General features: G+C 62.2%; 21 protein-coding genes and 1 pseudogene. 12 read left to right on the top strand and 10 right to left on the bottom strand.

The window, feature by feature from the left end:
• Positions 1-129 precede the first annotated feature (129 nt).
• From VF672_RS07360 to VF672_RS07330, 7 genes are all read left to right on the top strand, one after another.
• The gene (locus tag VF672_RS07360; protein WP_331103159.1) at positions 130-1,497 is read left to right on the top strand and encodes an MFS transporter; all 1,368 of its coding nucleotides are present in this window, start codon (positions 130-132) and stop codon (positions 1,495-1,497) included.
• A complete protein-coding gene (locus VF672_RS07355) occupies positions 1,478-2,407 on the top strand; it encodes a 2-hydroxyacid dehydrogenase (protein ID WP_331103157.1) in 930 nt (309 codons plus the stop codon). The genes VF672_RS07360 and VF672_RS07355 overlap by 20 nt, the downstream gene beginning before the upstream one ends.
• 117 nt (positions 2,408-2,524) lie before the next feature.
• On the top strand, positions 2,525-3,319 hold the full coding sequence (locus VF672_RS07350) for an NYN domain-containing protein (protein ID WP_331103154.1): 795 nt from the start codon (positions 2,525-2,527) through the stop codon (positions 3,317-3,319).
• Positions 3,320-3,341: 22 nt separating this feature from the next.
• Positions 3,342-3,590, top strand: a complete 249-nt coding sequence (locus tag VF672_RS07345; protein WP_331103152.1) for a hypothetical protein — start codon at positions 3,342-3,344, stop codon at positions 3,588-3,590.
• 74 nt (positions 3,591-3,664) lie between these two features.
• On the top strand, positions 3,665-4,540 hold the full coding sequence (locus tag VF672_RS07340) for an EthD domain-containing protein (RefSeq protein WP_331103150.1): 876 nt from the start codon (positions 3,665-3,667) through the stop codon (positions 4,538-4,540).
• Between the two features lie 201 nt (positions 4,541-4,741).
• Positions 4,742-6,040 (top strand): MFS transporter, encoded by a 1,299-nt coding sequence (locus VF672_RS07335; protein WP_331103148.1) that lies wholly within the window; start codon positions 4,742-4,744, stop codon positions 6,038-6,040.
• Between the two features lie 11 nt (positions 6,041-6,051).
• On the top strand, positions 6,052-6,828 hold the full coding sequence (locus VF672_RS07330; protein ID WP_331103147.1) for a substrate-binding domain-containing protein: 777 nt from the start codon (positions 6,052-6,054) through the stop codon (positions 6,826-6,828).
• Here the strand turns inward: VF672_RS07330 and VF672_RS07325 are convergent.
• Both VF672_RS07325 and VF672_RS07320 read right to left on the bottom strand, forming a co-directional pair.
• On the bottom strand, positions 6,814-7,722 hold the full coding sequence (locus tag VF672_RS07325; protein ID WP_331103145.1) for a LysR family transcriptional regulator: 909 nt from the start codon (positions 7,720-7,722) through the stop codon (positions 6,814-6,816). The two genes, VF672_RS07330 and VF672_RS07325, sit on opposite strands and share 15 nt — an antisense overlap.
• A 109-nt stretch (positions 7,723-7,831) precedes the next feature.
• Positions 7,832-8,458, bottom strand: coding sequence for a pyridoxamine 5'-phosphate oxidase family protein (locus VF672_RS07320; RefSeq protein WP_331103143.1), 627 nt, complete (start codon positions 8,456-8,458; stop codon positions 7,832-7,834).
• A 200-nt stretch (positions 8,459-8,658) separates the two neighbouring features.
• Between VF672_RS07320 and VF672_RS07315 the strand changes: the two genes are divergently transcribed.
• Complete coding sequence (locus tag VF672_RS07315) at positions 8,659-8,847, top strand: DUF2986 domain-containing protein (protein ID WP_331103141.1); 189 nt, start codon at positions 8,659-8,661, stop codon at positions 8,845-8,847.
• Positions 8,848-8,857: 10 nt separating this feature from the next.
• On the opposite strand, the gene VF672_RS07310 is transcribed toward VF672_RS07315, so the two are convergent.
• Positions 8,858-9,706, bottom strand: coding sequence for a helix-turn-helix transcriptional regulator (locus VF672_RS07310; RefSeq protein WP_331103139.1), 849 nt, complete (start codon positions 9,704-9,706; stop codon positions 8,858-8,860).
• A gap of 98 nt (positions 9,707-9,804) precedes the next feature.
• Here VF672_RS07310 and VF672_RS07305 point away from each other — a divergent pair, with 98 nt between their 5' ends.
• Positions 9,805-10,695, top strand: a complete 891-nt coding sequence (locus VF672_RS07305) for an SDR family oxidoreductase (RefSeq protein WP_331103137.1) — start codon at positions 9,805-9,807, stop codon at positions 10,693-10,695.
• 60 nt (positions 10,696-10,755) lie between these two features.
• Here VF672_RS07305 and VF672_RS07300 read toward each other — a convergent pair whose 3' ends face one another.
• Genes VF672_RS07300 through VF672_RS07285 form a run of 4 tightly spaced genes read right to left on the bottom strand, consistent with a single transcriptional unit; the run spans position 10,756 to position 14,305 of the window.
• On the bottom strand, positions 10,756-12,276 hold the full coding sequence (locus VF672_RS07300; RefSeq protein WP_331103135.1) for an ArnT family glycosyltransferase: 1,521 nt from the start codon (positions 12,274-12,276) through the stop codon (positions 10,756-10,758).
• Positions 12,277-12,279: 3 nt separating this feature from the next.
• Positions 12,280-12,558, bottom strand: coding sequence for a lipid-A-disaccharide synthase N-terminal domain-containing protein (locus tag VF672_RS07295; protein ID WP_331103133.1), 279 nt, complete (start codon positions 12,556-12,558; stop codon positions 12,280-12,282).
• Entirely contained in the window at positions 12,555-13,301 is a 747-nt protein-coding gene (locus VF672_RS07290) for a glycosyltransferase family 2 protein (protein WP_331103131.1), read from the bottom strand. The genes VF672_RS07295 and VF672_RS07290 overlap by 4 nt, the downstream gene beginning before the upstream one ends.
• On the bottom strand, positions 13,301-14,305 hold the full coding sequence (locus VF672_RS07285; RefSeq protein WP_331103129.1) for an NAD-dependent epimerase/dehydratase family protein: 1,005 nt from the start codon (positions 14,303-14,305) through the stop codon (positions 13,301-13,303). The genes VF672_RS07290 and VF672_RS07285 overlap by 1 nt, the downstream gene beginning before the upstream one ends.
• Positions 14,306-14,705: 400 nt before the next feature.
• Between VF672_RS07285 and VF672_RS07280 the strand changes: the two genes are divergently transcribed.
• The 3 genes from VF672_RS07280 (at position 14,706) to VF672_RS07270 (ending at position 18,270) form a co-directional block, all read left to right on the top strand.
• Positions 14,706-16,016: an ATP-binding protein gene (locus tag VF672_RS07280; RefSeq protein WP_331103127.1), complete on the top strand. Its 1,311-nt coding sequence runs from the start codon at positions 14,706-14,708 to the stop codon at positions 16,014-16,016.
• Positions 16,017-16,220: 204 nt separating this feature from the next.
• The gene (locus VF672_RS07275) at positions 16,221-17,729 is read left to right on the top strand and encodes a Fic family protein (RefSeq protein ID WP_331103126.1); all 1,509 of its coding nucleotides are present in this window, start codon (positions 16,221-16,223) and stop codon (positions 17,727-17,729) included.
• Between the two features lie 79 nt (positions 17,730-17,808).
• Entirely contained in the window at positions 17,809-18,270 is a 462-nt protein-coding gene (locus VF672_RS07270; protein WP_331103123.1) for a GNAT family N-acetyltransferase, read from the top strand.
• Here the strand turns inward: VF672_RS07270 and VF672_RS07265 are convergent, their stop codons facing one another.
• From VF672_RS07265 to VF672_RS07255, 3 genes and pseudogenes are all read right to left on the bottom strand, one after another.
• Positions 18,271-19,512 (bottom strand): DUF1835 domain-containing protein, encoded by a 1,242-nt coding sequence (locus VF672_RS07265; protein ID WP_331103121.1) that lies wholly within the window; start codon positions 19,510-19,512, stop codon positions 18,271-18,273.
• Positions 19,513-20,009: 497 nt separating this feature from the next.
• Positions 20,010-21,521: pseudogene (locus VF672_RS07260) on the bottom strand (right-handed parallel beta-helix repeat-containing protein); the annotation flags it as partial.
• A 291-nt stretch (positions 21,522-21,812) separates the two neighbouring features.
• The gene (locus VF672_RS07255) at positions 21,813-23,999 is read right to left on the bottom strand and encodes a M48 family metallopeptidase (RefSeq protein ID WP_331103119.1); all 2,187 of its coding nucleotides are present in this window, start codon (positions 23,997-23,999) and stop codon (positions 21,813-21,815) included.
• Positions 24,000-24,069 lie beyond the last annotated feature (70 nt).

Genomic DNA, 24,069 nt, shown 5'->3' with positions numbered 1-24,069 from the left:
CTCGTCATGAACGGCGATTTAATCCCGATATATGGGACGACGAATCACATATTGAGGTAACTCGATATGTCGTCTAAGGTGGGACTTCCTTGATCCCCATAGCTCCTTATAAAAACAACAGGAACTCCCATGCCCCAGCCATCTCTGGATTCGGGCCTGCACGCCAGCACCATGAAGCGCCTCAACCTCAAGTTGATCCCCTTCCTGATGCTGCTGTACATGGTCGCGTACATCGATAAATCGAACATTTCCGTCGCCGCGTTGCAGATGAATGCCGAGTTGGGCCTGACCGCTCGCATGTATGGCATCGGCGTGGGCCTGTTCTTTCTGACCTACATCCTGCTTGAGGTCCCCAGCAGCGTGATTCTCACGCGGGTCGGCGCGCGGCGCTGGATCGCGCGGATCATGATCACCTGGGGCATCGTCGCCGCGGGCATGGCCTTCGTGCAGAGCGCGAATCAGCTGTACGGCATGCGCCTGCTGCTGGGCGCGGCCGAGGCCGGTTTTACGCCGGGGATCATTTATTACCTGTCGCAGTGGTACCCCAAGACCGATCGGGCCAAGGCCATGTCGTTTTTCTACATCGGCGCCGCGCTTGCGTCGGTGATCGGCCTGCCGCTGTCTGGCGCGTTTTTGCACCTGGACGGGTATTTCGGCGTCAGCGGCTGGCGCTGGCTGTTCCTGCTGGAGGGCCTGCCAGCGGTGATCCTCGGGATCGTGGTGTTGCGCTACCTGCCTGACTCGCCCCAGACCACCCACTGGCTGCACGCCGACCAGAAAGACTGGCTGAGCCGCACCATTGCCGCGGAGCAAGCCAACTCGCCGATCTCCCACCACGCGGCCTGGCAAACCGCCTTCCGCAGCCCGCAGGTCTGGCTGCTGAGCCTGTTCTGGCTGTTGCAGGCGTTCGGCACCATCGGCATCACGCTGTTCCTGCCGCTGATCGTCAAATCGGTGTCCGGGCAGGAATCATTCACCGTCAGTGTGCTGTCGGCGCTGCCCTTCCTGTTCGCCTGTGTGTTCATGTATTTCAATGGCACTCATTCCGACCGCAAAGGCGAGCGCGGCTGGCACCTGGCGTTGCCGTTGATGGCCGCCGGTATTCTGCTGGCGCTGGCCGTGGCCACGAGCAACCCATGGCTGGCGTACGCCTTGCTGGTGGTCGCAGTGGGACTGAACTGGGCCGCCACGCCGGTGTTCTGGGCGACTACGACCGAGTACCTGTCGGGCGCCGCCGCGGCGGCGTCCATCGCACTGATCAACTCCATCGCCAACATCGCCGGCCTGGGTCTGCCGCCTGTCATGGGCTGGATCAAGGACGCCACGCAAAGCTATGACTACGCCCTGCTGCTGGTCTCGGCAGCGCTCCTCGCCGGCGGCCTGCTGGGCCTGTTTCTCGTCCGCGCGCCACGTCCGGCACCCGTCACGGCCACTGCGGCTGCCACTGCCACTGCCACTCACAGCACCCGAGGTCCAGATGAAGCCAAGGCTCCTTAAAATCGCCCGCCTGCCGGCCATGCTCGATGACGCGCTGAGCGCAAACTACGAGGTTGTCGTAGCCGATCAGGACGGCACCGGCGTCGGCGACACGACCGCGGACATCCGCGCCATGGTCGCCAATGGCGAATCCACCGTCAGCCGCCGCCTGATCGAAAGCCTGCCTGCGCTGGAAGTGATCGTGGTGTTTGGCGTGGGCTACGATGGTGTCGACGTGATGGCGGCGCGTGAGCGTGGCATTCGCGTCACGCACACCCCCGACGTGCTGACCGAAGACGTGGCGGATTTCGCCATGGCCTTGATGCTGGGCATCGCGCGCAACCTGCGCGTCGCCGACCGTTTCACCCGCTCGGGCGCCTGGGCCAACGGCCCCATCGCGTTCAGCCGCAAACTCAGTCGGGCACGCCTGGGCATCATTGGCCTGGGCCGCATCGGCGCCGCCATCGCCCGTCGAGCCCAGGGCTTCGACATGGCGATCGCCTACACCGGCCGCCATCCTCAGGACGTGCCATTCACGTATTACGCGTCAGCCCGGGAATTGGCCGCTGCGGTTGACTTCCTGGTTGTCGCGGTCGGTGGCGGCGCCAGCACCCATCACCTGGTCAATGCGCAGGTGCTGGATGCGCTCGGCCCGAAGGGCTATCTGATCAACGTCGGCCGTGGCAGCGTGGTCGACGAAAACGCCCTCGCCCAGGCGTTGGCCGAAGGGCGTCTGGCGGGCGCGGCGCTGGATGTCTATGAAAACGAGCCGCACCCCGCCGCCGCGCTTCTTGAGCTGGACAACGTGTTGCTTACCCCGCACATGGCCAGCGCCACGTGGGACACCCGGCAAGCGATGTCCGACCTGGTCATGGCCAACCTCCACGCCTGGCACAGCGGCGCAGCGTTGCCCACGCCCGTGCCGGACTAACCCGCGGTTGCCAGCGGCGGGCTGCATGAACAGCCGATCCGGCAGACCAGGCGAACAGTTGTCTGTCGGTTGCGGTTTGGCGGTATGGTGTGGCTTTAGCCCCTCAAAGGACGGTCCATGGCCACCCCTGCTTCCAGTCACGCGCAAAAGCACCTCGCGGTGCTGATCGATGCCGATAACGCCCCCGCCGCCATCGTCGAGGGCTTGTTCGAAGAAATCGCCAAATATGGCGTCGCCAGCGTCAAGCGCATCTATGGCGACTGGACCGGGCCGCAGCTCGGCGGCTGGAAGAAGGTCCTGCTGGACCACTCAATCCAGCCCATCCAGCAATTCGCTTACACCAAAGGCAAGAACGCCACCGACAGCTCGCTGATCATCGACGCCATGGACCTGTTGTACACGCGGCGCTTCGACGGCTTTTGCCTGGTGTCCAGCGACAGCGACTTCACTCGCCTGGCCTCCCGACTGCGCGAAGAAGGCCTGACCGTGTTCGGCTTCGGTGAAGAGAAAACGCCCCGGCCGTTCGTCGCCGCCTGCGACAAATTCATCTACATCGAATTGCTCCGCGAAGAGGTCATTGCCGCGGCCAGCGCGGAGCACAACCTCGACTCGCCCGCCCCGGCTGATGTGGCCAAACCCGCTGCGGTCGAGACACCGAAACGGCCCAAAGCCCCCATCGGCTTCATCGCGAAAATCCTCGACGACATCGCCGACGAAGACGGCTGGGTCCAGCTCGGCGCCCTGGGCACTAACATCACCAAACTGCGACCGGAATTCGACCCGCGCACCCACGGTTACAAAAAGCTCAGCGACCTGATCAAAGGCTACCCGCAGGCGTTCGAGTTGCAGGCCAGACCAGCCTCCAGTGGCTCGGCGGTGATGTACGCCCGGCACAAACAGAACGGCAAATAACCCGATCAGCCAGGAGGCTTTCATGCCCGTCTTCTCAGTCGACTACCGCTTCAACGGTGAACCGCGCAGCCATCGCTTCGACCTCAGTCAGCAGGCCCTGTCGGTGGCCGACGCCGCGATGCACCTGCTGCAGCTGCATTTCGGCGACAGCGAAAACAGCCTGATGATGCCCAGCGCTGATGCCCTGCCGGATGAAATCTTCGAGCAGGCGGGTCGGCTGGGGCTGACAGACATCTGCGTCGCCCAAGCCGCGGCCGATGGCGCCGCATAAAACGCGTTGAACCCTGCAGCGGCACCTGCATCCGATCACTACGACTGAACATTTCCGGACTGACAGGTGCCCCCATGATCGAGATCAACAGCTACACGACCGTCAAACGACGGGAGCGCGTACCCCACGACGTCTTCGCCCACTACTGGCGCGACGTCCACGGCCCGCTGTGCTCGCGGCTGCCCGGCCTGGGTTTGTACATTCAGCACCATTTTTCCCGGCACCAGGACGCTCATCTCTGGCCACTCGCGGAAGGCGTCGGCGAGATTCAGGATTACGAACTGGACGGTGGCGTAGAGATCGGCTTCGAATCTGCTGCGCACCAGAAGCAGTTTCAGGAGGCCAGCCCGATTCTGTTTTCGGACGAACAGAACATGTTCGACGAAACCCTGGCCTATGCCCTGCCCGAGGGATCGCTGACGCTGACCAACGCGCTGGCGGATGAGCGATTCAACGGTACCGACACGTTCGACCGTATCCATGTCCACTTCAGCCCGCGCGATGCCCTGCCGCAACTGCACGCTTACCTGAAGTCGAACCTGGGACCGCTGTTGGCCGCGTCCGAGGCGGTGGTCAAAGTCTGCCTGCACCTCTGCGAACCCTTTGAAAACGACGGGCAGCACCCACCGGCCCCGAACGTCGCGCACTTTGCCAACCCGGCCCGGGCAGAACTGGCGGTGATGGAAATCGCGTTCAAATCGCCCCTGGCGGGTCGGCAGTTTTTCCAGAGCGATGTCTTCCAGCACACCTTGCCCGAACAAGCCCAGCACATCGCCCAACTCAAAGCCTTCGCCGTCTCCGGTCTCTACACCTACGTGCGCGACGGATCTCTGACCACGGCCGGCCTGCGCGGCAGCCGGGCGGCAGAACTGATCGAGTACCTTGGCGCGGTGAATCAGGTGGCGCCGGATGTAGAAGCGCTGATGCTCAACGGCACGCAAGACAGCTGACGGTCACCGGCGGCCATAGACGCTCGCTGCTGACGCTGGCTGCTGGCTAAAAACAGAGGTGCGGGCCGGGTCCGCACCCTGCCGATTGATCTGATCGATGCATCAATGGATGAAAAAATAACGATTATCGTCGTCTGAAAATTGCCACAGAATCTCCAGTTACAAGCGCTTACAAACTCAAAAAAAACGCTGGAGAACAACATGCATCAGCCACCACGCCAGACCTCCTCCGGGAAGTCCAGGGCAGGAATGGTTTTCCGGGTCACCTCCGGAAACTTTCTTGAACAGTTCGACTTCTTCCTCTTCGGCTTCTACGCCACCCAGATCGCCTCCGCCTTCTTTCCCGCCAGCAATGAGTTCGCCTCGTTGATGATGACCTTCGCTGTGTTCGGCGCCGGGTTTCTGATGCGGCCCCTGGGCGCCGTGCTGCTGGGCGCGTATATCGATGATGTCGGCCGCCGTCGCGGCCTGATCGTGACCCTGGCGATCATGGCCAGTGGCACCTTGCTGATTGTCCTCGTGCCCGGCTACGCCACGATTGGTCTGTGGGCCCCGGCGCTGGTGCTGCTCGGCCGTCTCTTGCAAGGCTTCTCCGCAGGCGCCGAGATGGGCGGCGTTTCCGTCTACCTCGCCGAAATGGCCACACCGGGGCGCAAAGGCTTTTACGCCAGTTGGCAATCCGCCAGTCAGCAGGTCGCCATCGTTGTAGCCGCCGCCCTGGGTTACGGACTCAATCAATGGTTGGCCCCGACCGAGCTGTCCGCGTGGGGCTGGCGCATTCCGTTTGGCGTCGGTTGCCTGATCATCCCGTTCATTTTCCTGCTGCGCCGCAGCCTTGAAGAAACCGCCGAGTTCACCACCCGCAAACACCGCCCGACCATGAAGGAGGTGTTCGCCACCCTGCTCAGCAACGCCAGTGTGGTCATCCTCGGCATGCTGATGGTGGCGATGACCACCACCGCGTTCTACATGATCACGGTGTACGCCCCGACCTTCGGCCGCTCGGTGCTGCAGTTGAGCACCAGTGATGCGCTGATCGTGACCCTGCTGGTGGGCGTCTCGAACTTCTTCTGGTTACCCATTGGCGGCGCGCTAAGTGATCGGTTCGGGCGCAAACCACTGTTGCTGGCGATGTCCCTGCTGACGCTGTTGACTGCCTATCCGGCGCTGTCCTTCCTGGCCCAGGCGCCGACCTTTGCGCACATGCTCGAAGTGCTGCTGTGGTTCTCGTTTCTTTACGGCTTGTACAACGGCGCGATGATTCCCGCACTCACCGAGATGATGCCGGTCGAGGTACGCGTCGCCGGTTTCTCCCTTGCCTACAGCCTGGCGACAGCAATCTTCGGCGGTTTTACGCCCGCTGTTTCGACGTGGCTGATCCACATGACCGGCGACAAGGCGGCGCCGGCGTACTGGATGATCTTCGCCGCCCTGTGCGCCTTTACCGCGACGCTGGTTCTGTACCGTCGTCTCGCCGTTAAGCCCCTTGTCACTGCTTGAAGGACCCTGCCATGAACGCCGTATTCAAACCCCTCTGTGTGCTGGCCTTTGCCACCTGCGCCTATGGCAATGTTGCCTGCGCCGAAGAACTGACCGTCATGACCTCGGGCGGCTTCACCGCTGCCTATCAGCACCTCGGCCCGCAGTACGCCGAGCACAGCGGCAACACGCTGAAGACGGTCCTCGGTCCGTCGATGGGTAAAGCCGTGGAAGCCATCCCCAACCGACTGAGTCGCGGCGAGCACGCCGACGTGGTGATCATGGTGGGCTACGCCCTGGATGATTTGATCAAGCAGGGCCAGGTCGACGCCGGTTCGCGCGTCGAGCTGGCGGATTCGCGCATCGGCATGGTGGTGAAAGCCGGCGCCGACAAGCCCGCGATCGGCACGGATGCCGAGCTGAAAGACACCTTGCTGGCGGCAAAATCGGTGGCCTATTCAGACAGCGCCAGCGGCGTGTACATCGAAAAGGAGCTGTTCAAAAAACTTGACGTTCAGCAGCAACTGGCGCCCAAGGGCAAGATGATCGAGCGCATTCCGGTGGCCTCCGTCGTGGCCAAGGGGGATTATCAGCTCGGGTTCCAGCAAGTCGCCGAACTGTTGCCGATCCCGGGCGTGACCTTCGTCGGCAAGATTCCCGAAGACCTGCAATCGGTGACCCGCTACGCCGCTGGCATCCCGAAAAATGCCGACCACCCGGTTGAGGCGAAGCAGCTGCTCAAATTCCTCTCGTCGCCCGATGCCCAGGCCAGCATTCGCGAAACCGGTCTGGACTCAGTCCCTAGGTAACGTTCCGGGCAACGCGCGAATGCGTTGTTCCAGTTCCAGCGCTGCGGGCGTCAGTGTGCGTCCGCGGCGTTTCAGCACGCCCATCTGCCTCAGCACTTCCGGCTCCACCAACGTCACTTTCGCCAGTATCGGGTGGGCAGAGATCGGCATGGCAATGGACGGCACCACGGCAATCCCGAGCCCCGCCTCCACCAGCCCCAACACCGTGGTCACGTGCCGCGCCTCGCAAATGCTGTTCTTGCCCGTCGGCAACCCGGAGAGGGCGCGGTCCAGCAACAGACGGTTGCCCGACGATTTCGCCAGGGTGATGCAGTCGTGTTCGCATGCCTGTGCCCACGTCACCGTATCGAGGGAGGCCAGCGGATGGTCGCGTCGACACGCGATCACGTAGCGCTCTTCGAGCAACGGACTGAACTCGATTTCCGGCGCCAGGTTGCCGCTGAAGCTGACCCCGAAATCGGCTTCGCCGGAGGCCACTGCCGCGCTGACTTCATTGGCCGAGACGTCGATCAGCCTGATGTTGATCAACGGGTATTGCCCGTGAAAGCTGCGTATCGCATGGGGCAGGAAGTAGTAGGCGGCCGACGGCACGCAGGCCACGGTCAACGTGCCCCTGCGGTTGGCGCCGCCCTCACCGATGCTGAGCAGCGCCAGGTCCAGGTCATCGAGGAGCCGTTCGACCTGGGGCAAAAACGCCCGTCCGACGTTGGTCAACGACACCTTTCGCGTGGTGCGCTCAAACAGCTTCACCCCCAGGGCGGACTCGAGCTTTTCGATGCGGCGGCTCAGCGCCGATTGCGTGATGCGGATTGAATCCGCGGCCCGGCGAAACCCTTGCTTTTCAACCACGGCGCGAAAAGCCTGAAGGTCATTGAGGTCGAAGTTGATGTTCACGGCAGTTCGTCACTTTGATCGAAGACGGGCATCAATGGTAAGGCGCAAGTCAGTGGCAAACCATCCCCGAAACGAATGGCACGGCTCGCCGCTCGCGCGCAATGGCGTCTTAGTAAAGCGTGTCGGCGATCCGGCCCGGCAGCGCCTTGTCGTAAGCCTCGCCGTCGATGGCCGCGTGCGAGACGGCCTTAAGAATCTGCCCGGCGCTGGGCAGCGCACTGCGCGGCACCTGCTTTGACGCCTCCCACAGCCCTGACCTGATCACGGCGCGGCTGCACTGGAAATACACGGCGGTGACGGTAATCCGCAGCACCGATTTTGGTGGCTTCCCGTCCACGGCGAAACGCGCCAACAGGTCAGGGTCGATGGATATCTGCGCCGTGCCGTTAACGCGCAGGGTTTCGCCGACGCCGGGCACCAGAAACAGCAGCGCCACGCGCGGGTCCTGGACGATGTTGTGCAGGGTGTCGATGCGGTTGTTGCCGCGCCGATCCGGCAGATACAGCGTCTTGCTGTCTTCGATATGCACGAAGCCCGCCTGATCACCGCGCGGCGAGGCGTCCAGCCCGCCCTCGCCCGACGAGGCCAAGATGACGAACGTTGCCGCTTCGATGAACGGCTTGTAAACAGGATGGAGGTGGTCGACTTCCTTGACCAGAGACGGCGGCGCGATCGGGCCGTACAGGGCCTCAAGGGCCTGCACCGTTGTCACGTAAGGGCTGTCTTCAAGGTCCATGGAGCGCTCTCTCAGGGTGTGCGTGGATGGAATAAGTGTCGGGCGGTTGCTGCAAGGGTTTCACAACGAAGCGCCAGGCTGGCCTGATGCTGATAATCACCACGGCCCGCGTCGCCGAGGACTTGTGTGGCAGATTTATCCGCGATCTGGTTCACTGCCTGCCTTTTCACCGTCACCCTCTGCACACCGGGTAAACAGGCATGAACCGTCGCAAGAAACTAAACCAGATCCTCAGAACCAACGCGAAAAAAGCCAGCGCCAAACTCGCACCGAAGAACAAAGACGTCTATGTCAGCAAGGCCGACCGGTTGAAGCTGGCGGCCGGGGCCAATGCCGAGTCAAACGCTGCCGCTACATCTGATCCAGCCGCGCCTGTCGAGCCCGACTGACCCGGCATCATCACCCATGGGCATGTTTGCCATCGGCCAAATGATCGTTGATCACGGCCCGGACCCGCGCTGCATCGGCCGCAGTCACCGGGTTATAGACGATCATCGACAGATCCAGGCGCCCGTCCACTGCAAAGTTTGAATATTCCAGTTCGATGACGCCATGGGCTTCGTGGCGCAGACGCTTGGTGCCTTCGCCCTGAAGCCGCACATCGTTGTCGCGCCACAGCGCCGCAAACGCCGGGCTCAAGGTACACAGCTCTTCGGCGAGCTGCGTCACCTCGGACGCGGCGCCGGCGCGGGTCGCGTCCGTCCGGAACGCCGCCACGATAAAACGCGCCACTGCGTGCCAGTCCGCCTGGCGGGCCTGGGCGCGGGGGTTACAGAACATCAGCCGCAAGATGTTGCGTTGCCCCACCGGCAGCACGCTGTAGTCGGTGAACACAGCCGCCGCAGCGGTGTTCCAGGCCAGCACATCCCATGTCGCCGTTTTGATGAAGGCCGGGCTGAACGCGAAGGTATCGAGGACACGTTGCAAGCGTGGCGTCACGCCCTCGGGTGCGTTGTAGACCACTTCCGGTGGATGGCCGAACGCGAGCATGAACACGTGTTCGCGTTCGGGCTCGGTCATCAACAGACTTTCGGCAATCCGGTTCAGCACCTGCGCCGACGGTGCGCCACCGCGCCCCTGCTCAAGCCACGTGTACCAGGTCGCGCTGATATTGGCGCGCTGGGCCACTTCTTCCCTGCGCAAACCCGGTGTGCGTCGGCGCCCGGAAAAGCCGAAGCTCGCCGGGTCCAGCCGCGCCCGGCAATCCTTCAGATAGGTGCCCAGCAAATGAACAGACGGGTTGGCCATGTTGATCCTGTTGGTTTTTATACCCTGATAACGTCACGTCTTTTACGCCGATAAACGTTACGCGCATCCTGCCGGCTTCAGCAAAGGAGTTTTCAGCAATGCGCGTATTTCTTACCGGCTCCACAGGCTTTATCGGTTCCCATGTCGCTCATGCATTGATCGCCGCCGGTCACCAGGTGCTGGGGATGACCCGTTCACAACCCGGCGCCGAAGCGCTGCGGGCACTCGGTATCGAGCCTCATCACGGCACCCTGGAAGACCTCGCCAGCCTCAAACGCGGCGCCGAACAGTGCGACGCGGTCATCCACACCGCGTTCGATCATGACTTTGCCCACTTCGTCGACAACTGCGAGAAAGACGCGCGGGCCATTGCGGCGCTGGGCGAGGCGCTGCACGGTTCGCAGCGCCCGCTGCTGATCACCTCCGGCACACCCATGGGTTCGCCAGCACCTGGCGAGCCTGCCGATGAGGATCACTTCAACCCCGCGCACCCCAACCCTCGGGCCGCTTCGGAACGGGCGGGTGAAGCGTTGTTGCAAGGCGGACTCAACGTGGTGGTGATGCGTCTTTCGCAGATCCACGACACGGTGAAACAGGGCCTGGTCACCGAACTCATCAAGCATGCTCAGCAGACAGGCATCTCGGCTTACGTCGACGACGGCCTGAATCGCTGGTCCGCGGCGCACGTTTCAGACACCGCGCAGCTCTATCGCCTGGCGCTGGAAACGCATCAACCGGGCGCTCGCTATCATGCGACAGCCGAGTCCTCGATCCCCTTTCGCCTTATTGCCGAGACCCTTGGCGCAGGGCTCGGCCTGCCCGTCATGTCGGTGTCGGCGGATGAAGCGATGGCGAGGTTTGGTTGGCTGTCGGCCTTTGCGGGCAGAGACATGTCCAGCAACAGCAGCAAAACCACGGCGCGGTTGGGGTGGACGTTAGCCGGGCCCGGTTTGATGGCCGATCTCCAGGGTTTCTTTGATCATCGGTGAATGCTGGAAACGATCGGGTCTGCGGCTACCGTGGCCAGATTCCCTTGTCGACAGGACGGGTCACAGTGCGTCAGAACCCCATGAAAAGTGATAAGTCCGTTCGGGCGGCGTTGGCTCGCACCGGCCATTGTCCGCGTCGGCGCGGACGATGAACCATTCGGCACGCGAGGTTGACCCCAGCCGACGAGCCTTGTCCGCCAGGAAGCAGCGCTCCAGCTCAGCGGCCGGCACCAGGGCAAAGGCGGCCGGATGAGTGCGCAACCAAAGCGCGGCGTGCTCCACGGCGGATTGATCGGCGAACCCGAAATGGACCAACGGCTGGCGGGCGAACAGCCAGTGCCCTTCCCGCCAGCCAACCAGCACCAATTGGGAGCCGTCAGTCTGTCGAGCCGCTTCACCCATGAGGACCTTGTGAGGGTTGGGTCCATCGGTAAACGGCTCGATAAAACCACGGGCGAACCACAGGCAAAACCAGGCCACCGTTACCACACCCAGCACCGCGCGGGCCTTGGGTCGACCACCGAACCAGCGTTGCACCAGCCATGGAATCAGCGGCGCCGCGGCCAGCACCAAGCCGGGTAATGCCGGGAAAATATAGATCTTGCGCTTGCCGGTGCTCAGACTGAAAAACACCACCACCAGGACCACCCAACCCAGCAACAGCAAGACCCGGGCGTCGTGCTTTTGCAACTGGCGACGCCAGGCCGGTACCAGCCAGGGCAAGGCCAGGACCAGGGGCAGCCAGTACTGGGGAATCACCGTCAGGAAATACCAGAACGGCTCGCGGTGATCCCAGGCCGACGCGTAGCGGCCGCCGGTCTGGTGAAGCAGGATTTCCTTCAGGTACGCCCACTGGTCAGGGCCGCCCTTGAGCCAGACAGAGACCAGCAGCGGGACAAGCCAGACGGCACACCCGGCCAGCAGCACAAGAAAACCGGCAGCCCAGCGCCGCCCCTGCCCCGCCATGAGCACCACGCCCGGCCATCCCTTTCGGGCGGCATAGCCGTAAGGCACCAGCATCAACGCCGGCAAAAAGCCGACCCCCTTGCTGATGATGCCCAGGCCCATGGCCAGGCACGCCACGTAGAACCAGCCCCATGCCGGCCCCAGCAAAAGATGGCGGGCCATACCGTAGAAACCAACCGCGACCCACAGGCACAGGAAGCTGTCGATTTGGCCGGTGCGCAGGATGCTGTAGGTCTGGTAGGTCGCTAAAAACAGCAGCGCGGCGATGCGCCCTACCCGGCGGCACCACAGGCGTCGCCCCAGGTCGTACAACACGGCGGTGGCAGTGGCTGCCGAAAGCAGGCCCGGGATGTACAGCGCCTGCGCGGGCGAGCCGGTCAGCCAGGTGAAAAACGCCACCGTCCACATGAACAAGGGAGGCTTGTCGCCATAGATTTCGCCTGCCCGATGAGGAATCAGCCAGTTGCCGCTGTGCAGCATTTCCAGGGCGACGCCCAAAAATCTTTCTTCGTCGACATTAAGCGGCTGCCTGATGCCAAAGCCGGCGCCGACCAGAAGCAGCGCAAGCGCCACCAGCGCCAGGCATTGAAACGCGGGAGAACGGACACCCCGCACCGGCTATTCCTTCAGGTCTTTGTGTTTGGCAATCAGCTGAAGATTACGCAGGTACACCAGGAAGCCAAATGACTGGCCAATGATGAAGACCGGGTCTTCGCGGTAAAGGGCATAGAGCAGCAACAACGCACTGCCGAGCATGCTCAGGTACCAGAAACCCACGGGAATTACGCTGCGTTTCTTGATCTCGCTGTACAGCCATTGCAGCACGAACCGGCCGGTGAAAACGGCCTGACCGAGAAACCCCACCGTGAGCCACAACGTTTCGCGCGTGAAGTTCATCGGGTTATCTCCTCGGCATGGGTATTGAGCCGCGTGCGGCGCACCAGCCAGCAGACGCCGATCAGGTCGAAAATGCCGACCAGCGCGCGGTCCAGGTTGCCGTAGTTGGAGACGCCGGCCTGCCGATGACGGTGGTGAACCGGATGAACGATCATTCGGCCGTGATGGCGCTGGATCAATGCGGGGATGAACCGGTGCATGTGATCGAAGTAAGGCAGCTGGAGAAACGCCTTTCGCAGGATGAGCTTGAGCCCGCAGCCGGTGTCCGGCGTGGCGTCCTGGAGCAGCCGACGCCGCAAGGCATTGGCGAAACGCGACGCCCAGCGCTTGCTCGCGGTGTCGCGCCGGTTGACGCGGTGCCCCGCCACCAGCGAAACCGGCTCGGCCTGGCTTTGCCCCGCGGTGCGCACCAGCGCCAGCATACCGGGCAAGTCGGCAGGGTCGTTCTGGCCGTCACCGTCCAGCGTCGCCAGCCATTCCCCGCGCGCGGCGTGGGCGGCATGCCAGATCGACGTGCTCTGTCCGAGTGAAACCGCGTGATGCAAGACCCGCAAAGGTGCGTACCCGGCGGCCTTGATCTGCTCAAGAACACGCAGCGTGTCGTCGGTGCTGCCATCGTCGACGACCAACACCTCATAACGCTCGCCGGCCAGCGCGGTGCGTATTTCGTTCAGCAATGAGGGCAGGTTTTGCGCTTCATTTTTTGCCGGGATCAACACCGACACAAACACCGATTCACTCATCACGCCCACCCACTTGCGGTCATTAGCTTTTTGCCCGGGTAGAAATCGCCATACCAGCGCACGAATTCAGCCACGCCTTGCTCCAGCCCTGTCTGCGGGCTGAAATCGATCCATTGAGCCAGGCCCGAGACATCGGCCCAGGTGTGCAGCACGTCTCCCGGCTGAAGAGGCAGGCAGTTGCGTTTCGCCTGGATCCCCAACGCTGACTCCAGGCAGCGGACGAAGTCGAGCAGCTTCACTGGCTCGCCTCGCCCGATGTTGAAAAGCTGACTAGGCGCCACGCCATCGACGAGAGGTGGCGGTCGGGGCAGCAGCCGATTCATCGACTCGACGATGTCGTCGATGTAGGTGAAGTCCCGCGCCATCTCGCCGTCGTGGTAGAGATCGATGGGCTCGCCTGCAAGGATGGCGCGGGTGAACTTGAACAGCGCCATGTCCGGGCGCCCCCACGGACCGTACACCGTGAAAAACCGCAAGCCGGTGGCGGGAATTCGGTACAGATGCGAATAGCTGTAGGCCATGAGCTCGTTGGCACGCTTGGTCGCGGCATACAGCGAGACGGGTTGCTCGACGGCATCCTCCACGGCGAAAGGCATTTTGGTATTGGCCCCGTAGACCGAGCTGCTCGACGCGTAAATCAGGTGCTTCACGGGGTGAGCGCGGCACGCTTCAAGCACGTTAAGAAACCCGACCAGGTTGGCATCGGCGTACACGCTCGGGTTATCGATGGAATAACGAACCCCCGCCTGCGCCGCCAGGTGAATGACCTCGCTGAAGCCATGGCTGCTGAACAGGCCAGACAGCGACCGCCGGTCAACGATGTCGAGCTGTTGAAACTCAAAGGCGGGAAGGTTTTCAAGCTGCGCCAGCCGGGCACGCTTGAGGTCAACGCTGTAGTAATCGTTGAGGTTGTCGATGCCCACCACTTGAACGCCCTGGCGGCACAACTTCATCGCCATATGAAAGCCGATAAATCCGGCCACTCCCGTGATCAGCACCGTCATTGCGTGAGCGCCGGGCGACGGCATCGAGCCCGGGTGGGTGCTGCGCAGATTGCAGTTATTACGGTGGCGTTCATTTCATGAGTCCTTGTGCAGAACCAGCCAACCGCCCGAAATACCGGGGCGGCCACCAGCGCCGTCGGATGCTTGATCAAGCGACATGAAACTGTGTCACAGCAATATTTAAGCAATGTGAATGGGGCGGCCGCGGTGATCGACCGATGCTGCTTGGAGAACCATAACGGCTCATCCATGACGCCCTTCACCGGATCCAAAATGGCGCTTTGAAGTAGGCGGGATCACTTACAGACGAAGCGCCGACCACCAGCAAGGTCGTGCCCTTGCCGGTCTATGGGGTACGGCGCATGATGCGCGGTCAATCATTCCCTCACGCAGATCACCCATGCCCCACCATCCCGCCCCCTTTCCTTTCAACGAGGAAGAGCGAGTCCTGTCGCTCGAACACCTGGATGTGCTGGACAGCGCCTGTGAAAAAGCATTTGACGACATCGTTCTGCTGGCGACCACCTTGTGTGACGCGCCCATTGCGCTGGTGTCCCTGGTCGATCGGGACCGCCAGTGGTTCAAGGCCTGCGTGGGCCTCGGCGTGCAGGAAACCCACCGGGATCTGGCCTTCTGCGGCCACGCCATTCTTGATCCTGCCCAGGTACTGGTCGTTGAAGATGCCGCCCAGGACCCGCGCTTCTCGTCCAGCCCGCTGGTGCTCGGCCCGCCCTACATCCGGTTTTACGCAGGCGCGCCCGTCGTCACCGACAGTGGTCTGGCCTTGGGCACCGTGTGTGTGATCGACACCCGGACCCGTCAGCTCAGCGAGCGCCAGTCTCTTGCCTTACAGGCCTTGGCGCGACAGGCCGCGGCGTTGCTGGAAGCACGACTGCTCAACAAGCAACGCGCGCAGCATCTGGCGCAACTTCAGGATCAATTCAAGCAAACCCGGCAGAACCCAAGCGAAGTCACGCCCCTGCTGCAAAACGCAGGCTGCATTTCATCGCTGGGCATGCTCACGGCAAGCATCGCCCATGACTTCAACAATTTACTGCAAAGCGTCAGCGCCGCCTTTCAAATGACTCGCCTGCGCTCACGGCGGCCGATCGACGTCGAGCGTTTCGCCGAGACCGGTCTGCAAGCCGTCGAACAAGGGCGGCAGCTCATCGCGTATTTGATGTCGAGCGTGCGCGGCGACGGCCCCGAACTCATCTGCATTGACGTCACCGCACGTCTGCACGCGGCACAGTCGCTGATGCGCCATTCGATGAGCGAAAGCATTGATCTGAGCTTCGATTTCGCCGAATGGGGCTGGGGTGTCCTCTGCATGGAGGCTCAACTGCACGCGGTGGTCATGAACCTGCTCGCCAACGCGCGTGATGCGCTTAACGGTGCGGGCCATGTGCATCTGTCCACGCGCTGGGTGCATGTGGAGGATGATTTAGCGCTGCAACAAGGCGATTACCTGGTGGTCAGCGTGCGGGACAACGGCCCCGGCATGACCGCGGACGTGGCGCGTCAGGTCTTCGAACCTTTTTTCACCACCAAGGCGGCGGGCGAAGGCACCGGGTTGGGTTTGGCTCAGGTAAGGGATTTTGCGATCAAATCGGGTGGGGACGCGCGCATCCACACTGCGCCCGGGGCGGGTACGACGGTCAGCGTGTACTTGAGAATCCTGGGCTGTATCGCGACGTCGGAAGCGGTTTAGCCGCCATCGCGGTGTTTGCTGCGCACTCCGTTCTTTCCTCGAATCATCTGACACTTCACAAAGCGCCATCCCACAGGCCGTCAGCTCCGTCGAAGTACGGGTGTATCCAATCAAGAAAAAATGAGGATAATCGGTCGAACTGAAGATTTTCTGCATGCACTGAAGAAAAACTGCACCTCATAGGCTGAAAATCAAGGAATTCTCATGAGCTTAGTGGGCTACGCCAGATTGCAGGAGTCGCTTCGGCTTTCAGCGTTTCATGTGACCCGACCGGCGAAAATCCAGCCAGTCACCCGAATCAAACGCATCGGCGACTTACTGGCAGTCCCGCCAAATAGTGCGCCGGAGCCGGATGACCTGACGGGCCATTTACTGTTTGCGCTCAAGCATGAAGGCATCAACCTTGCCATCCTGGCCCAGGCCCTGCCGCAACTACCTGCAGCGAGTATCGAAGCAGAACTGGAAAAAGCGCCTAACGGTATCTACGTGCGCAAAGCCTGCTTTCTGCGCGAAGCCTTTACCGCAGAGGAACTGATTCAGCAGTCTCCAGTGCGAGGGGCTTTCGTCCCACTGTTTGATCCGGACGTGTACGTGACGATGCCCGGAGTGCGCAATTCTCGCTGGCGGGTTGAGTTCAACGGCATTGGGACGCTCGCCTATTGCGCGACCGTTGAGCGCACGCCGGAGATTGTCGCACTCCTTGAATACGACATCCTTTCGCGTGCCCAGGACTTCATGCAGAGCCTCCCGTCAGCAATGATGGACCGGGCAATCAACTGGGCATACCTCCACGAAACGCAGGACTCGTTTGCGATTGAAAAAGAGTCACCCAGCGAGGACAAGTCACGCAAGTTTATCCAGCTACTTCGGCAGGCCCATGAGGGTATTGCGCTGAGCGAGGACTATCTGGTCCACCTGCAGAATGCAACGATCTCAAACCCCTTCGATATGGCCGCTGCGTTTCGGCACGAGCAAAACCATCTGGCGAACGGACTGCAAGGCGCCGCTGGCGTCACTTACGTCCCGCCGGCTCCCGATCTCTGTGGTGAATTGATGGAGCGTCTCATGGCCCTGGGGAACGAGGCGCCAGGGCGGATCGATCCTCTGGTAGCAGCGGGAATCATCTCGTTCGGTTTCGTCTTTCTGCATCCGTTCATGGACGGTAATGGTCGCCTTTCCCGGTTTCTGATCCACCACACGCTGTGCCGCGCGGGCGCGCTGGAAAACGGTTTGCTTCTGCCGGTCTCGGTTGCCATGAAGCGAGAAGAACGTTCGTATCTGGAGACGCTTCAGCACTTCTCCCGTCCGGCGCGCGAGTTCTGGGATGTCCGGTGGATCGATCATGGCCAGTTCTCGTTTGAGTTCGCGGGTGATGCTTCGATCTATCGTTTCTGGGATGCCACTTCAGCGGTGCTGTTTACCCTGGAAATGGCGAAGCGAGCGCTGGAAGTCGAGCTTCGTGAGGAGACGGTCTTTCTTGAGAACTACGACAAGGTGGTGGGCACGGTAAATGAAGCCTATGACGTGCGCGGCAGCGATCTGGCCAACCTTGTGATGATGTGCCTGACCAACAACGGGACGGTTTCCAAGAACCGTCGCAGGCAGTATCAGCACTCCGTTCAACCCGAGGTATTCGATTACATTGAACAGGTCACGCAAGCGCTGCTTGAACAGCAAGGGCCGGAACAGCCACACAGTGAGAGCGATCAGTAACTGAACTCTTGAGCGGCCCGCAGCGCTAACAAACGCGTACTGAAAAAAGCTGCGCGCCGCACGCCAGGGAGCACTGCCCATGAATTGCCTGATGCGCAAGGCAACGGACAAGGACGCAGACGCGATCAGCCGAGTCATCGTCGCGGCGCTGCGTGAGTCCAATCGCCAGGATTACTCCGCAGCCATCATCGCCAGGGTCGAGCAAAGTTTCTCGCCGCCGGCGGTTCTGTGCTTTCTGGCTCAACGGCAGGTATTCGTCGCGACCATCGGCGAAGACGTCATTGGCACGGCAAGCCTCGATCAAGCCACCGTGCGCAGCGTATTCGTCGCGCCCCTACACCAAAACCTGGGCGTTGGCCGCAGGCTGATGGCGGCTGTTGAAGCAGCCGCCGCGGTCGAGGGCGTCAGTCGGTTGCGCGTGCCCTCCTCCATTACCGCACAGGGCTTTTACCAGTCACTTGGCTACTCGAGCATTGGCGATGAATACCACGGTGCCGAGCGGACGATCGTCATGGAAAAGTCGCTGAAGCTTCACGCCTGATCAGCGACGCCAGACCCGCCCTGCTCCGCTGACCACCCACGGCGAGCGATCGGCAACAATCTGCACGCCGCCCACCCAACGCTCGGCCGGACCCAGATCGAGCCAGTTGAGCTCGCCGCGCAGTACACGCTCACCCAGCGCCGTAATACGGACAACGCGCTGGGCCCATCCGCCCCCTGGTGCCTCGTGCAGCAGCGGTTGAAGGGAATCGATGAGAGGCCTCAGCAGCGCGCCGAACATCCTATCGCCCAGATACGGCAGCGGCTCATAGCTCAGCATCAAATGACCGAAGACCTTCCCCGCCTCCATTTCGCCTTTCTCCGCCAGAATGCGCAGGGTCAGGCGCTCGGTCAGGCTCAAGCCATCCTCGGCGCCCGGCAACTCTTGCAGCTGCCGGGCCAGTGCGGGCCCCAACAGCGGCAGCACCGAATGGTGTTGTGACGCCAGATCAGCCCAGCGACCGGGGTCTGCGGCGGTATAGGCCACCCACACTTGGCGGGCCAGCGCCAGCGCGTTCTCACCCAGGGCGCGGCGTTGCGGCCAGAGCCAGGCGAGCAAGTCTGGCGCCAGTTGCCCGATGCCAATGAATCGCTCGATGCCGGGCACGCGGTTGATCTCGATCAGTTCCAGCCTGCGCGCCACCGTGGGCAAACTCGCCAGCAGCCGGACCAGAAACAATTGATCGTAAGCGTCGGCCTCGCACCACAGCACCAGTTCGCTGTCGGGGCTCAGTCGCGCCAGCGCCTCGCGCTGGATCGCCTGGCGCTGCTGGATGTCACGGGCCGACAGCCCGAACGCCTGCCGGGCAAACGCTGCCCGCGTCGCCCAGTAATCGTCGTCCGGCAGGGCCGGCACCGGGCCCATCACCATCGGGTCGTCAAACATCTGGAAGGCACCCGAAAAACCGGCGACGCGCAGGCTGCGCTCGATATCGTTGCCGCAACGCCAGTGCTGGACCGTCGCCTCTCCCGTCGCCGCGAAATCCGGATGACGGGCAGCAAAGGCGACGGCATCGGCGTGGGCAATCAACTTGGGCCAACTGGCGAAACCCGACTCGCGGGCCACCAGCCATTGGGTGTCGGCGAGCCGGTAATCGGGGCCCGGCAGGCCCATCGCGCGCAATCGCGCCCGGGCCTCGTCCGCTTCGTTGTTGTTCAGGGCTTTGAGAAGACGCTTCGCGCGTTTACGCAGTGCAGGCAGGTCGAGCAGACCGTGTTGACGGGACGCATTGATGGCAGGCATGCCAACTCCTTACAGGGCTCGGTCCGCCGACAAGCCGGGAGCTGGAATGAATGATCGTGCAACGTTTGCCGTGGGAAACCCCTTCGCGCGGACCGCAGGCGCAGCAGACGCCCGGGGCCGACTTTAGCGGGAAGGTTTGAAGGATGCAAAGGTTCGCTAACAGGCAGACAGGCAACGCGCCGTGAACAGGCGTTCGAGGCGCGAGCCTGAGTCAGTCCGTCACCGAGCGCCGCCGGGATGCCCCGGGCGGACCTGACGCCGGGTCAAACGAGCCCAGACTCCGGGTGCGCCTGCGCCACCCCCACCAGCTCGACCGACACCAGGTCCGTTGCCGGTGCACTGTTCGCCACTGGAGTGTGGGCATCGGCAAACACCACCGAATGGGAAAGGGGCGCAGCCTTGAAATCGCCGTCCAGGATCAGCTCGAAACGATGTCCTTGCACGTCAGGGTCGAGGTCTTTCAGATACACCCGGGTGTGCTCGGCATTGGTGGTGAATTTCAACGTGCCGTCATGGCCGTCGCCGAAGCCGGTAAATCCGAGGCCGGAGACGTCGATGTGGTCGTGGGCGGCATCAAAGTCCGCGATACGGTCTGCATGGCTGTCCGACGCCGTTCGGTAGCTGTCGGACACCGCGCCAAACAGGAAGAGGTCGGCACCTGCGCCACCAAACAGCACATCGGCGCCGGCCCCGCCGATCAGGGTGTCGTTGCCACTGGCGCCGATCAACCGGTCCAGCCCCGCGCCGCCCCACAATAGGTCCGCCCCCGCCGCGCCATTCAATGTGTCTGCGCCGTCCTTGCCGTTGATCGAGTCGGCCCCGGACGTGCCACTGAGGGAATCGGCGCTACCCCCGCCGTCGATGGCATTGAGCACGGCGTTGGTCCCCACGTGATCATCGCTGCCTTGCAGTGACACAGGGCCCTGTTGCAGATGAGCGAATGTATTGCCGTAAACCGAGTTGCTCCCCGTCTGGCCGCTCTCCTCTGCCACGCCGAAAGTGCTGTTATTGCCGCCGGTGATGAGGTTGTCTGCGAAGGTGTTGTGGTCAGCCGGATGGAGCTTGCCGGAAACGCCGCCGCGATCGTCGAACGGCTGGATCAGGATTTCAGGGATCCCTGCCTTCTGCGCGTTCTCGTGAATCAGATTGCCGCGCACTTCCACGTCGGTGCTGCCATAAACCCGCACGCCGGACGTGCCGTTGTGGTGAATATCCACGCCACTGATATCAACGCCGTTGGAGAGCTTGACCAACACGCCTTCGGCCGCGTTGCCGTAGACCTCGCCCCCTTCGATGGTGATGTGGTGAGGCGAAGGAATGTTTTCGCTGCCGCGCTGGACGACGATGCCGCCGCCGCCATTGTCGTGGGACACATTGTTCAGCAGGGCCAGGTCGTGGGTGGTCGTGACAATGTTGAAACCGTGACGGTCATTGTCGTAAGCCAGGTTGTTTCGAAACGTGCTGTCGATCAGGTAGTCGGCAACGAAACCGTCGAGCCCATTGCCATGGGACACGCTGTTTTCGATGAGCATGTTCACCGTGCGTTCGTGGGGATCGAAACCGTAGCCGGAGCAATTGCGGATCTCGACACCGGAGAGCGTGACGTTGGAGTCCTGACCCGGTTTGCCCGGCAGGAAGCCGTTGTACCAACCATCAACTTTGCCGGTGGTCGCGTCCCGGTTGCCGTCGAGGGTCAGATCGCTCACGCCAAAATCATGGGTCGCCTCGCCACTGGCCGAGCGGATAATGCCGGTGACGGCTTGATCGGAGCCGTCTGCCAGCTTGAGCACCGTGGCGCCCATACCGTCGCCTTTGATGAACACGTTGCTCTTGAGCATCAGCGCGCCGTCGGCCGGCTTTTCGCCTCCGGTCACGATCCAGGTGCCGGCAGGGATATACACGTCACCGCCACCCGCTTTGGCCGCAGCATCGATGGCCGCCTGGATGGCTGCGGTGTCAGACGTATGTCCATCACCCACAGCGCCGAAATCCTTAACGTTGAATTGCAGGGTCATCACGTGCTCCGTTCTCAACTGAAGAATGGGATCAGTATGGGCATGATGTGTGACCAGCGGGTGATCGATTGCCGTTGTGCCGGGTAGGCGGTATTAGCTCAAGTGCAACAACGGGGTGGATTGGGCGGGCTTTCCGCATTTCCTGTCGACTTCTCAAAAAGGACAATCAGCAGGGTGACGCCGCCCACCAGAGCCATAGCAAATACCATCGCAGCGAGATACGAACCAAACCCTGCGGCGAGTTTTAAACCCACCGCCCATTACGCCAGGTTCTCAGCCCCCCCTTTATCCGGCCTGCAACTCCCCACCCTGCTCAAATCGCTGCTGTAGCACATGCCGCGCTGCACCTGCGTTGATGTAGGTGCCGATGAGTTCGGCCAGCTCGGGGACCTTGAGCTTTTTGTCATCGCGGCAGAATTGGCTCAGTGGCAACAATACCCATCGTTTCTTCTTGTTCAGCGTGACGTCGGGCGCGAAGAATGAGCGAGCGTTCAGCTCGGGCAACGGCGCGCTGTCTTCGAGCTGGATCGTCAGGAGAACGACGTTCCCCACGTGCAGGTGGAAATCGGCGATGTCCCGAATAGGCAGTGGGGCTTTAAGGTTGGCGAATACAAAGTGGTCGGGCGTGAGCAGCAGCGCGGTTTTGTGGGCGCGCCGGTAGAAGCGCAACCCAAATGGCAACATGCAGAGGAGGATGAAGAGCGCAATGCCGCCGCCTGCAAAAAAAAGATCTGACGCACGTCCCACCGCTTCTGGCGCTATCAGCGGTGTGAGTAGCAGCCCCAGCGCTGTCGCCGCCAGCAGCGCACTGATGACAAGCAGGATCTGGCCTCGCAGACGCCCGCCTTCGTGCAAGGCCACATCGCAGCTGACGTTGCCGGCGTGGGTTCGCAACGTCTCGACGAGGGCGGCGTCCTGCTGCACGTGGTGGCTCAGATAATCTTCCGTCAGGCGACCGCGTAACAGATCGGGTTGCGCGAAATAGCGGTCCATCGCGGCACACGCTTGCGCGGCGTCCAACGGCCGCGTGCCACTGCGCACCGCATCGTCGATCGAGACCTGCAGAGATGCGACCCGCTCGCCGTTCGATGGGTGGGTGTCCGACGGATGTGGCAGCTGGGTGGCCATCTCTTCTTCCGGCAGGGTCAACGGCAGCGCTGCGATCTCGTGCAGCACGGTGCTCGGCAGATCAGCGACCGGAAGATGTCCGGGCACTGGGTGGGCCGCCTGCTTGATATGCGCGTCCAGGCGCTCTTGCAATAACGGATCGATGGCCGAAATACGCACCAACGCCGACGCGGCCGCGAGATTGCCCGCCACTTGAGCGCCGGCGGCATCGGCTTCAAGCTCTCGCACGCGGCTCCAGTGCATCACCGCGTGGTCGAAGCTTTCCATAAACCAGACGCCCAGCATGAATGCCGGGTGCAGGGTCGCGCGTTGCAGCCACTCACTGTCGACCAGGGTCTGACCGATCACCACCAGGCTGCGCTCGATGCCGTCATAGATGGGCACGAAGCGTAGGCTGAATTCGGTATCGGCCCCCGCGAAGTGCCCGAGTTCGTGGCCAATGACCGCCGTAGTCTCGGCTTCGTCGAGAACGCCCAGGTACACCAGCGGCACGTGCAGCGTGCGGCCGGTCAAAGAAGCGTTGCCAGGCGCCAGGGTGATATCGCTGGACGTCACGTAGAAACCCGCCGCCATCCCCAACACGATGTGATCCGGCGGCAATGCGCCCAGTTTGGTGGCCAGGTTCTCCACGTAGGCCCAGAGAGCGGGAGCCTGTTCGGCGGTGACGGCCTCCCCCATCACGTCCATCGGCGTGGGCTGGAACATATTCAGCATGACGCGCAACTGCGTGCCCATCTGCCAGATGGAATACAGGCAGCCTGCCACGACGATCATGGCTGCAAACATGAATTTCATTTCGCCGGCAGACAACCTGCCGATATGCCATGCGCCCAGCGCTTCGAACGCCACGATGGCGGCGATCGCTGCGCCCATGACCACCACGTGCCCGACCAGAACGAAGGGCAACAGTTTGCTCACTCGGGTGAAGCTGTGCAGGAGTTGGTCGCGTGAATGCATGGCGCGCCGGCCGGCCCAGTCAAGGGCGAGCAAGCCGAGCCCGCCCACCAGAGCAGCCAGCAAACCGAGGGTAATGGTCCCGGTCGAGAGCCAGGTCATGACGTTAGTCAACGGCACCAGCGTATCCAGGTCTTCCTGCGTCTCAGTGACGCGGGACAGAGCCATATGCACTTCCATTGTCTCGCCGTCGCCGACGTCCACCATGACAGGTCGGGTTCCGCTCTGGTCGGCAATGGCCTGCAGTTCCGGCCGGAATTGAGCGAGGTCGGATTGGTAGGTGGTGTAGGCTTCGCGATCCTCCGTGCTGCGTTGCAGCTCCCACCCCCCCGCCAGACTCAGCAGGAGCGGGAAAAAAACCAATACGGCAATCAGTTTCAATTTTTTCATGTGGCGGCCCTTATCAATGCGCCGCCGAGTGCCATCCCTGGCGAGCGCATGCTTCCTTGAACAAAGGTGC

Origin of the sequence: Pseudomonas sp., assembly GCF_036387035.1 — a bacterium.
Classification (GTDB): Bacteria; Pseudomonadota; Gammaproteobacteria; order Pseudomonadales; family Pseudomonadaceae; genus Aquipseudomonas.
Note: the sequence above shows the minus strand (reverse complement) of the source record. Positions and strands in the feature narration are given on the sequence as shown.

What these genes read in the sequence shown, in the direction of transcription:
- VF672_RS07360 (WP_331103159.1), top strand. Translation starts at nt 130, where the DNA reads ATGCCCCAGCCATCTCTGGATTCGGGCCTGCACGCCAGCACCATGAAG.
- VF672_RS07355 (WP_331103157.1), top strand. Translation starts at nt 1,478, where the DNA reads ATGAAGCCAAGGCTCCTTAAAATCGCCCGCCTGCCGGCCATGCTCGAT.
- VF672_RS07350 (WP_331103154.1), top strand. Translation starts at nt 2,525, where the DNA reads ATGGCCACCCCTGCTTCCAGTCACGCGCAAAAGCACCTCGCGGTGCTG.
- VF672_RS07345 (WP_331103152.1), top strand. Translation starts at nt 3,342, where the DNA reads ATGCCCGTCTTCTCAGTCGACTACCGCTTCAACGGTGAACCGCGCAGC.
- VF672_RS07340 (WP_331103150.1), top strand. Translation starts at nt 3,665, where the DNA reads ATGATCGAGATCAACAGCTACACGACCGTCAAACGACGGGAGCGCGTA.
- VF672_RS07335 (WP_331103148.1), top strand. Translation starts at nt 4,742, where the DNA reads ATGCATCAGCCACCACGCCAGACCTCCTCCGGGAAGTCCAGGGCAGGA.
- VF672_RS07330 (WP_331103147.1), top strand. Translation starts at nt 6,052, where the DNA reads ATGAACGCCGTATTCAAACCCCTCTGTGTGCTGGCCTTTGCCACCTGC.
- VF672_RS07320 (WP_331103143.1), bottom strand. Translation starts at nt 8,458, where the DNA reads ATGGACCTTGAAGACAGCCCTTACGTGACAACGGTGCAGGCCCTTGAG.
- VF672_RS07315 (WP_331103141.1), top strand. Translation starts at nt 8,659, where the DNA reads ATGAACCGTCGCAAGAAACTAAACCAGATCCTCAGAACCAACGCGAAA.
- VF672_RS07310 (WP_331103139.1), bottom strand. Translation starts at nt 9,706, where the DNA reads ATGGCCAACCCGTCTGTTCATTTGCTGGGCACCTATCTGAAGGATTGC.
- VF672_RS07305 (WP_331103137.1), top strand. Translation starts at nt 9,805, where the DNA reads ATGCGCGTATTTCTTACCGGCTCCACAGGCTTTATCGGTTCCCATGTC.
- VF672_RS07295 (WP_331103133.1), bottom strand. Translation starts at nt 12,558, where the DNA reads ATGAACTTCACGCGCGAAACGTTGTGGCTCACGGTGGGGTTTCTCGGT.
- VF672_RS07290 (WP_331103131.1), bottom strand. Translation starts at nt 13,301, where the DNA reads ATGAGTGAATCGGTGTTTGTGTCGGTGTTGATCCCGGCAAAAAATGAA.
- VF672_RS07285 (WP_331103129.1), bottom strand. Translation starts at nt 14,305, where the DNA reads ATGACGGTGCTGATCACGGGAGTGGCCGGATTTATCGGCTTTCATATG.
- VF672_RS07280 (WP_331103127.1), top strand. Translation starts at nt 14,706, where the DNA reads ATGCCCCACCATCCCGCCCCCTTTCCTTTCAACGAGGAAGAGCGAGTC.
- VF672_RS07275 (WP_331103126.1), top strand. Translation starts at nt 16,221, where the DNA reads ATGAGCTTAGTGGGCTACGCCAGATTGCAGGAGTCGCTTCGGCTTTCA.
- VF672_RS07270 (WP_331103123.1), top strand. Translation starts at nt 17,809, where the DNA reads ATGAATTGCCTGATGCGCAAGGCAACGGACAAGGACGCAGACGCGATC.
- VF672_RS07265 (WP_331103121.1), bottom strand. Translation starts at nt 19,512, where the DNA reads ATGCCTGCCATCAATGCGTCCCGTCAACACGGTCTGCTCGACCTGCCT.
- VF672_RS07255 (WP_331103119.1), bottom strand. Translation starts at nt 23,999, where the DNA reads ATGAAAAAATTGAAACTGATTGCCGTATTGGTTTTTTTCCCGCTCCTG.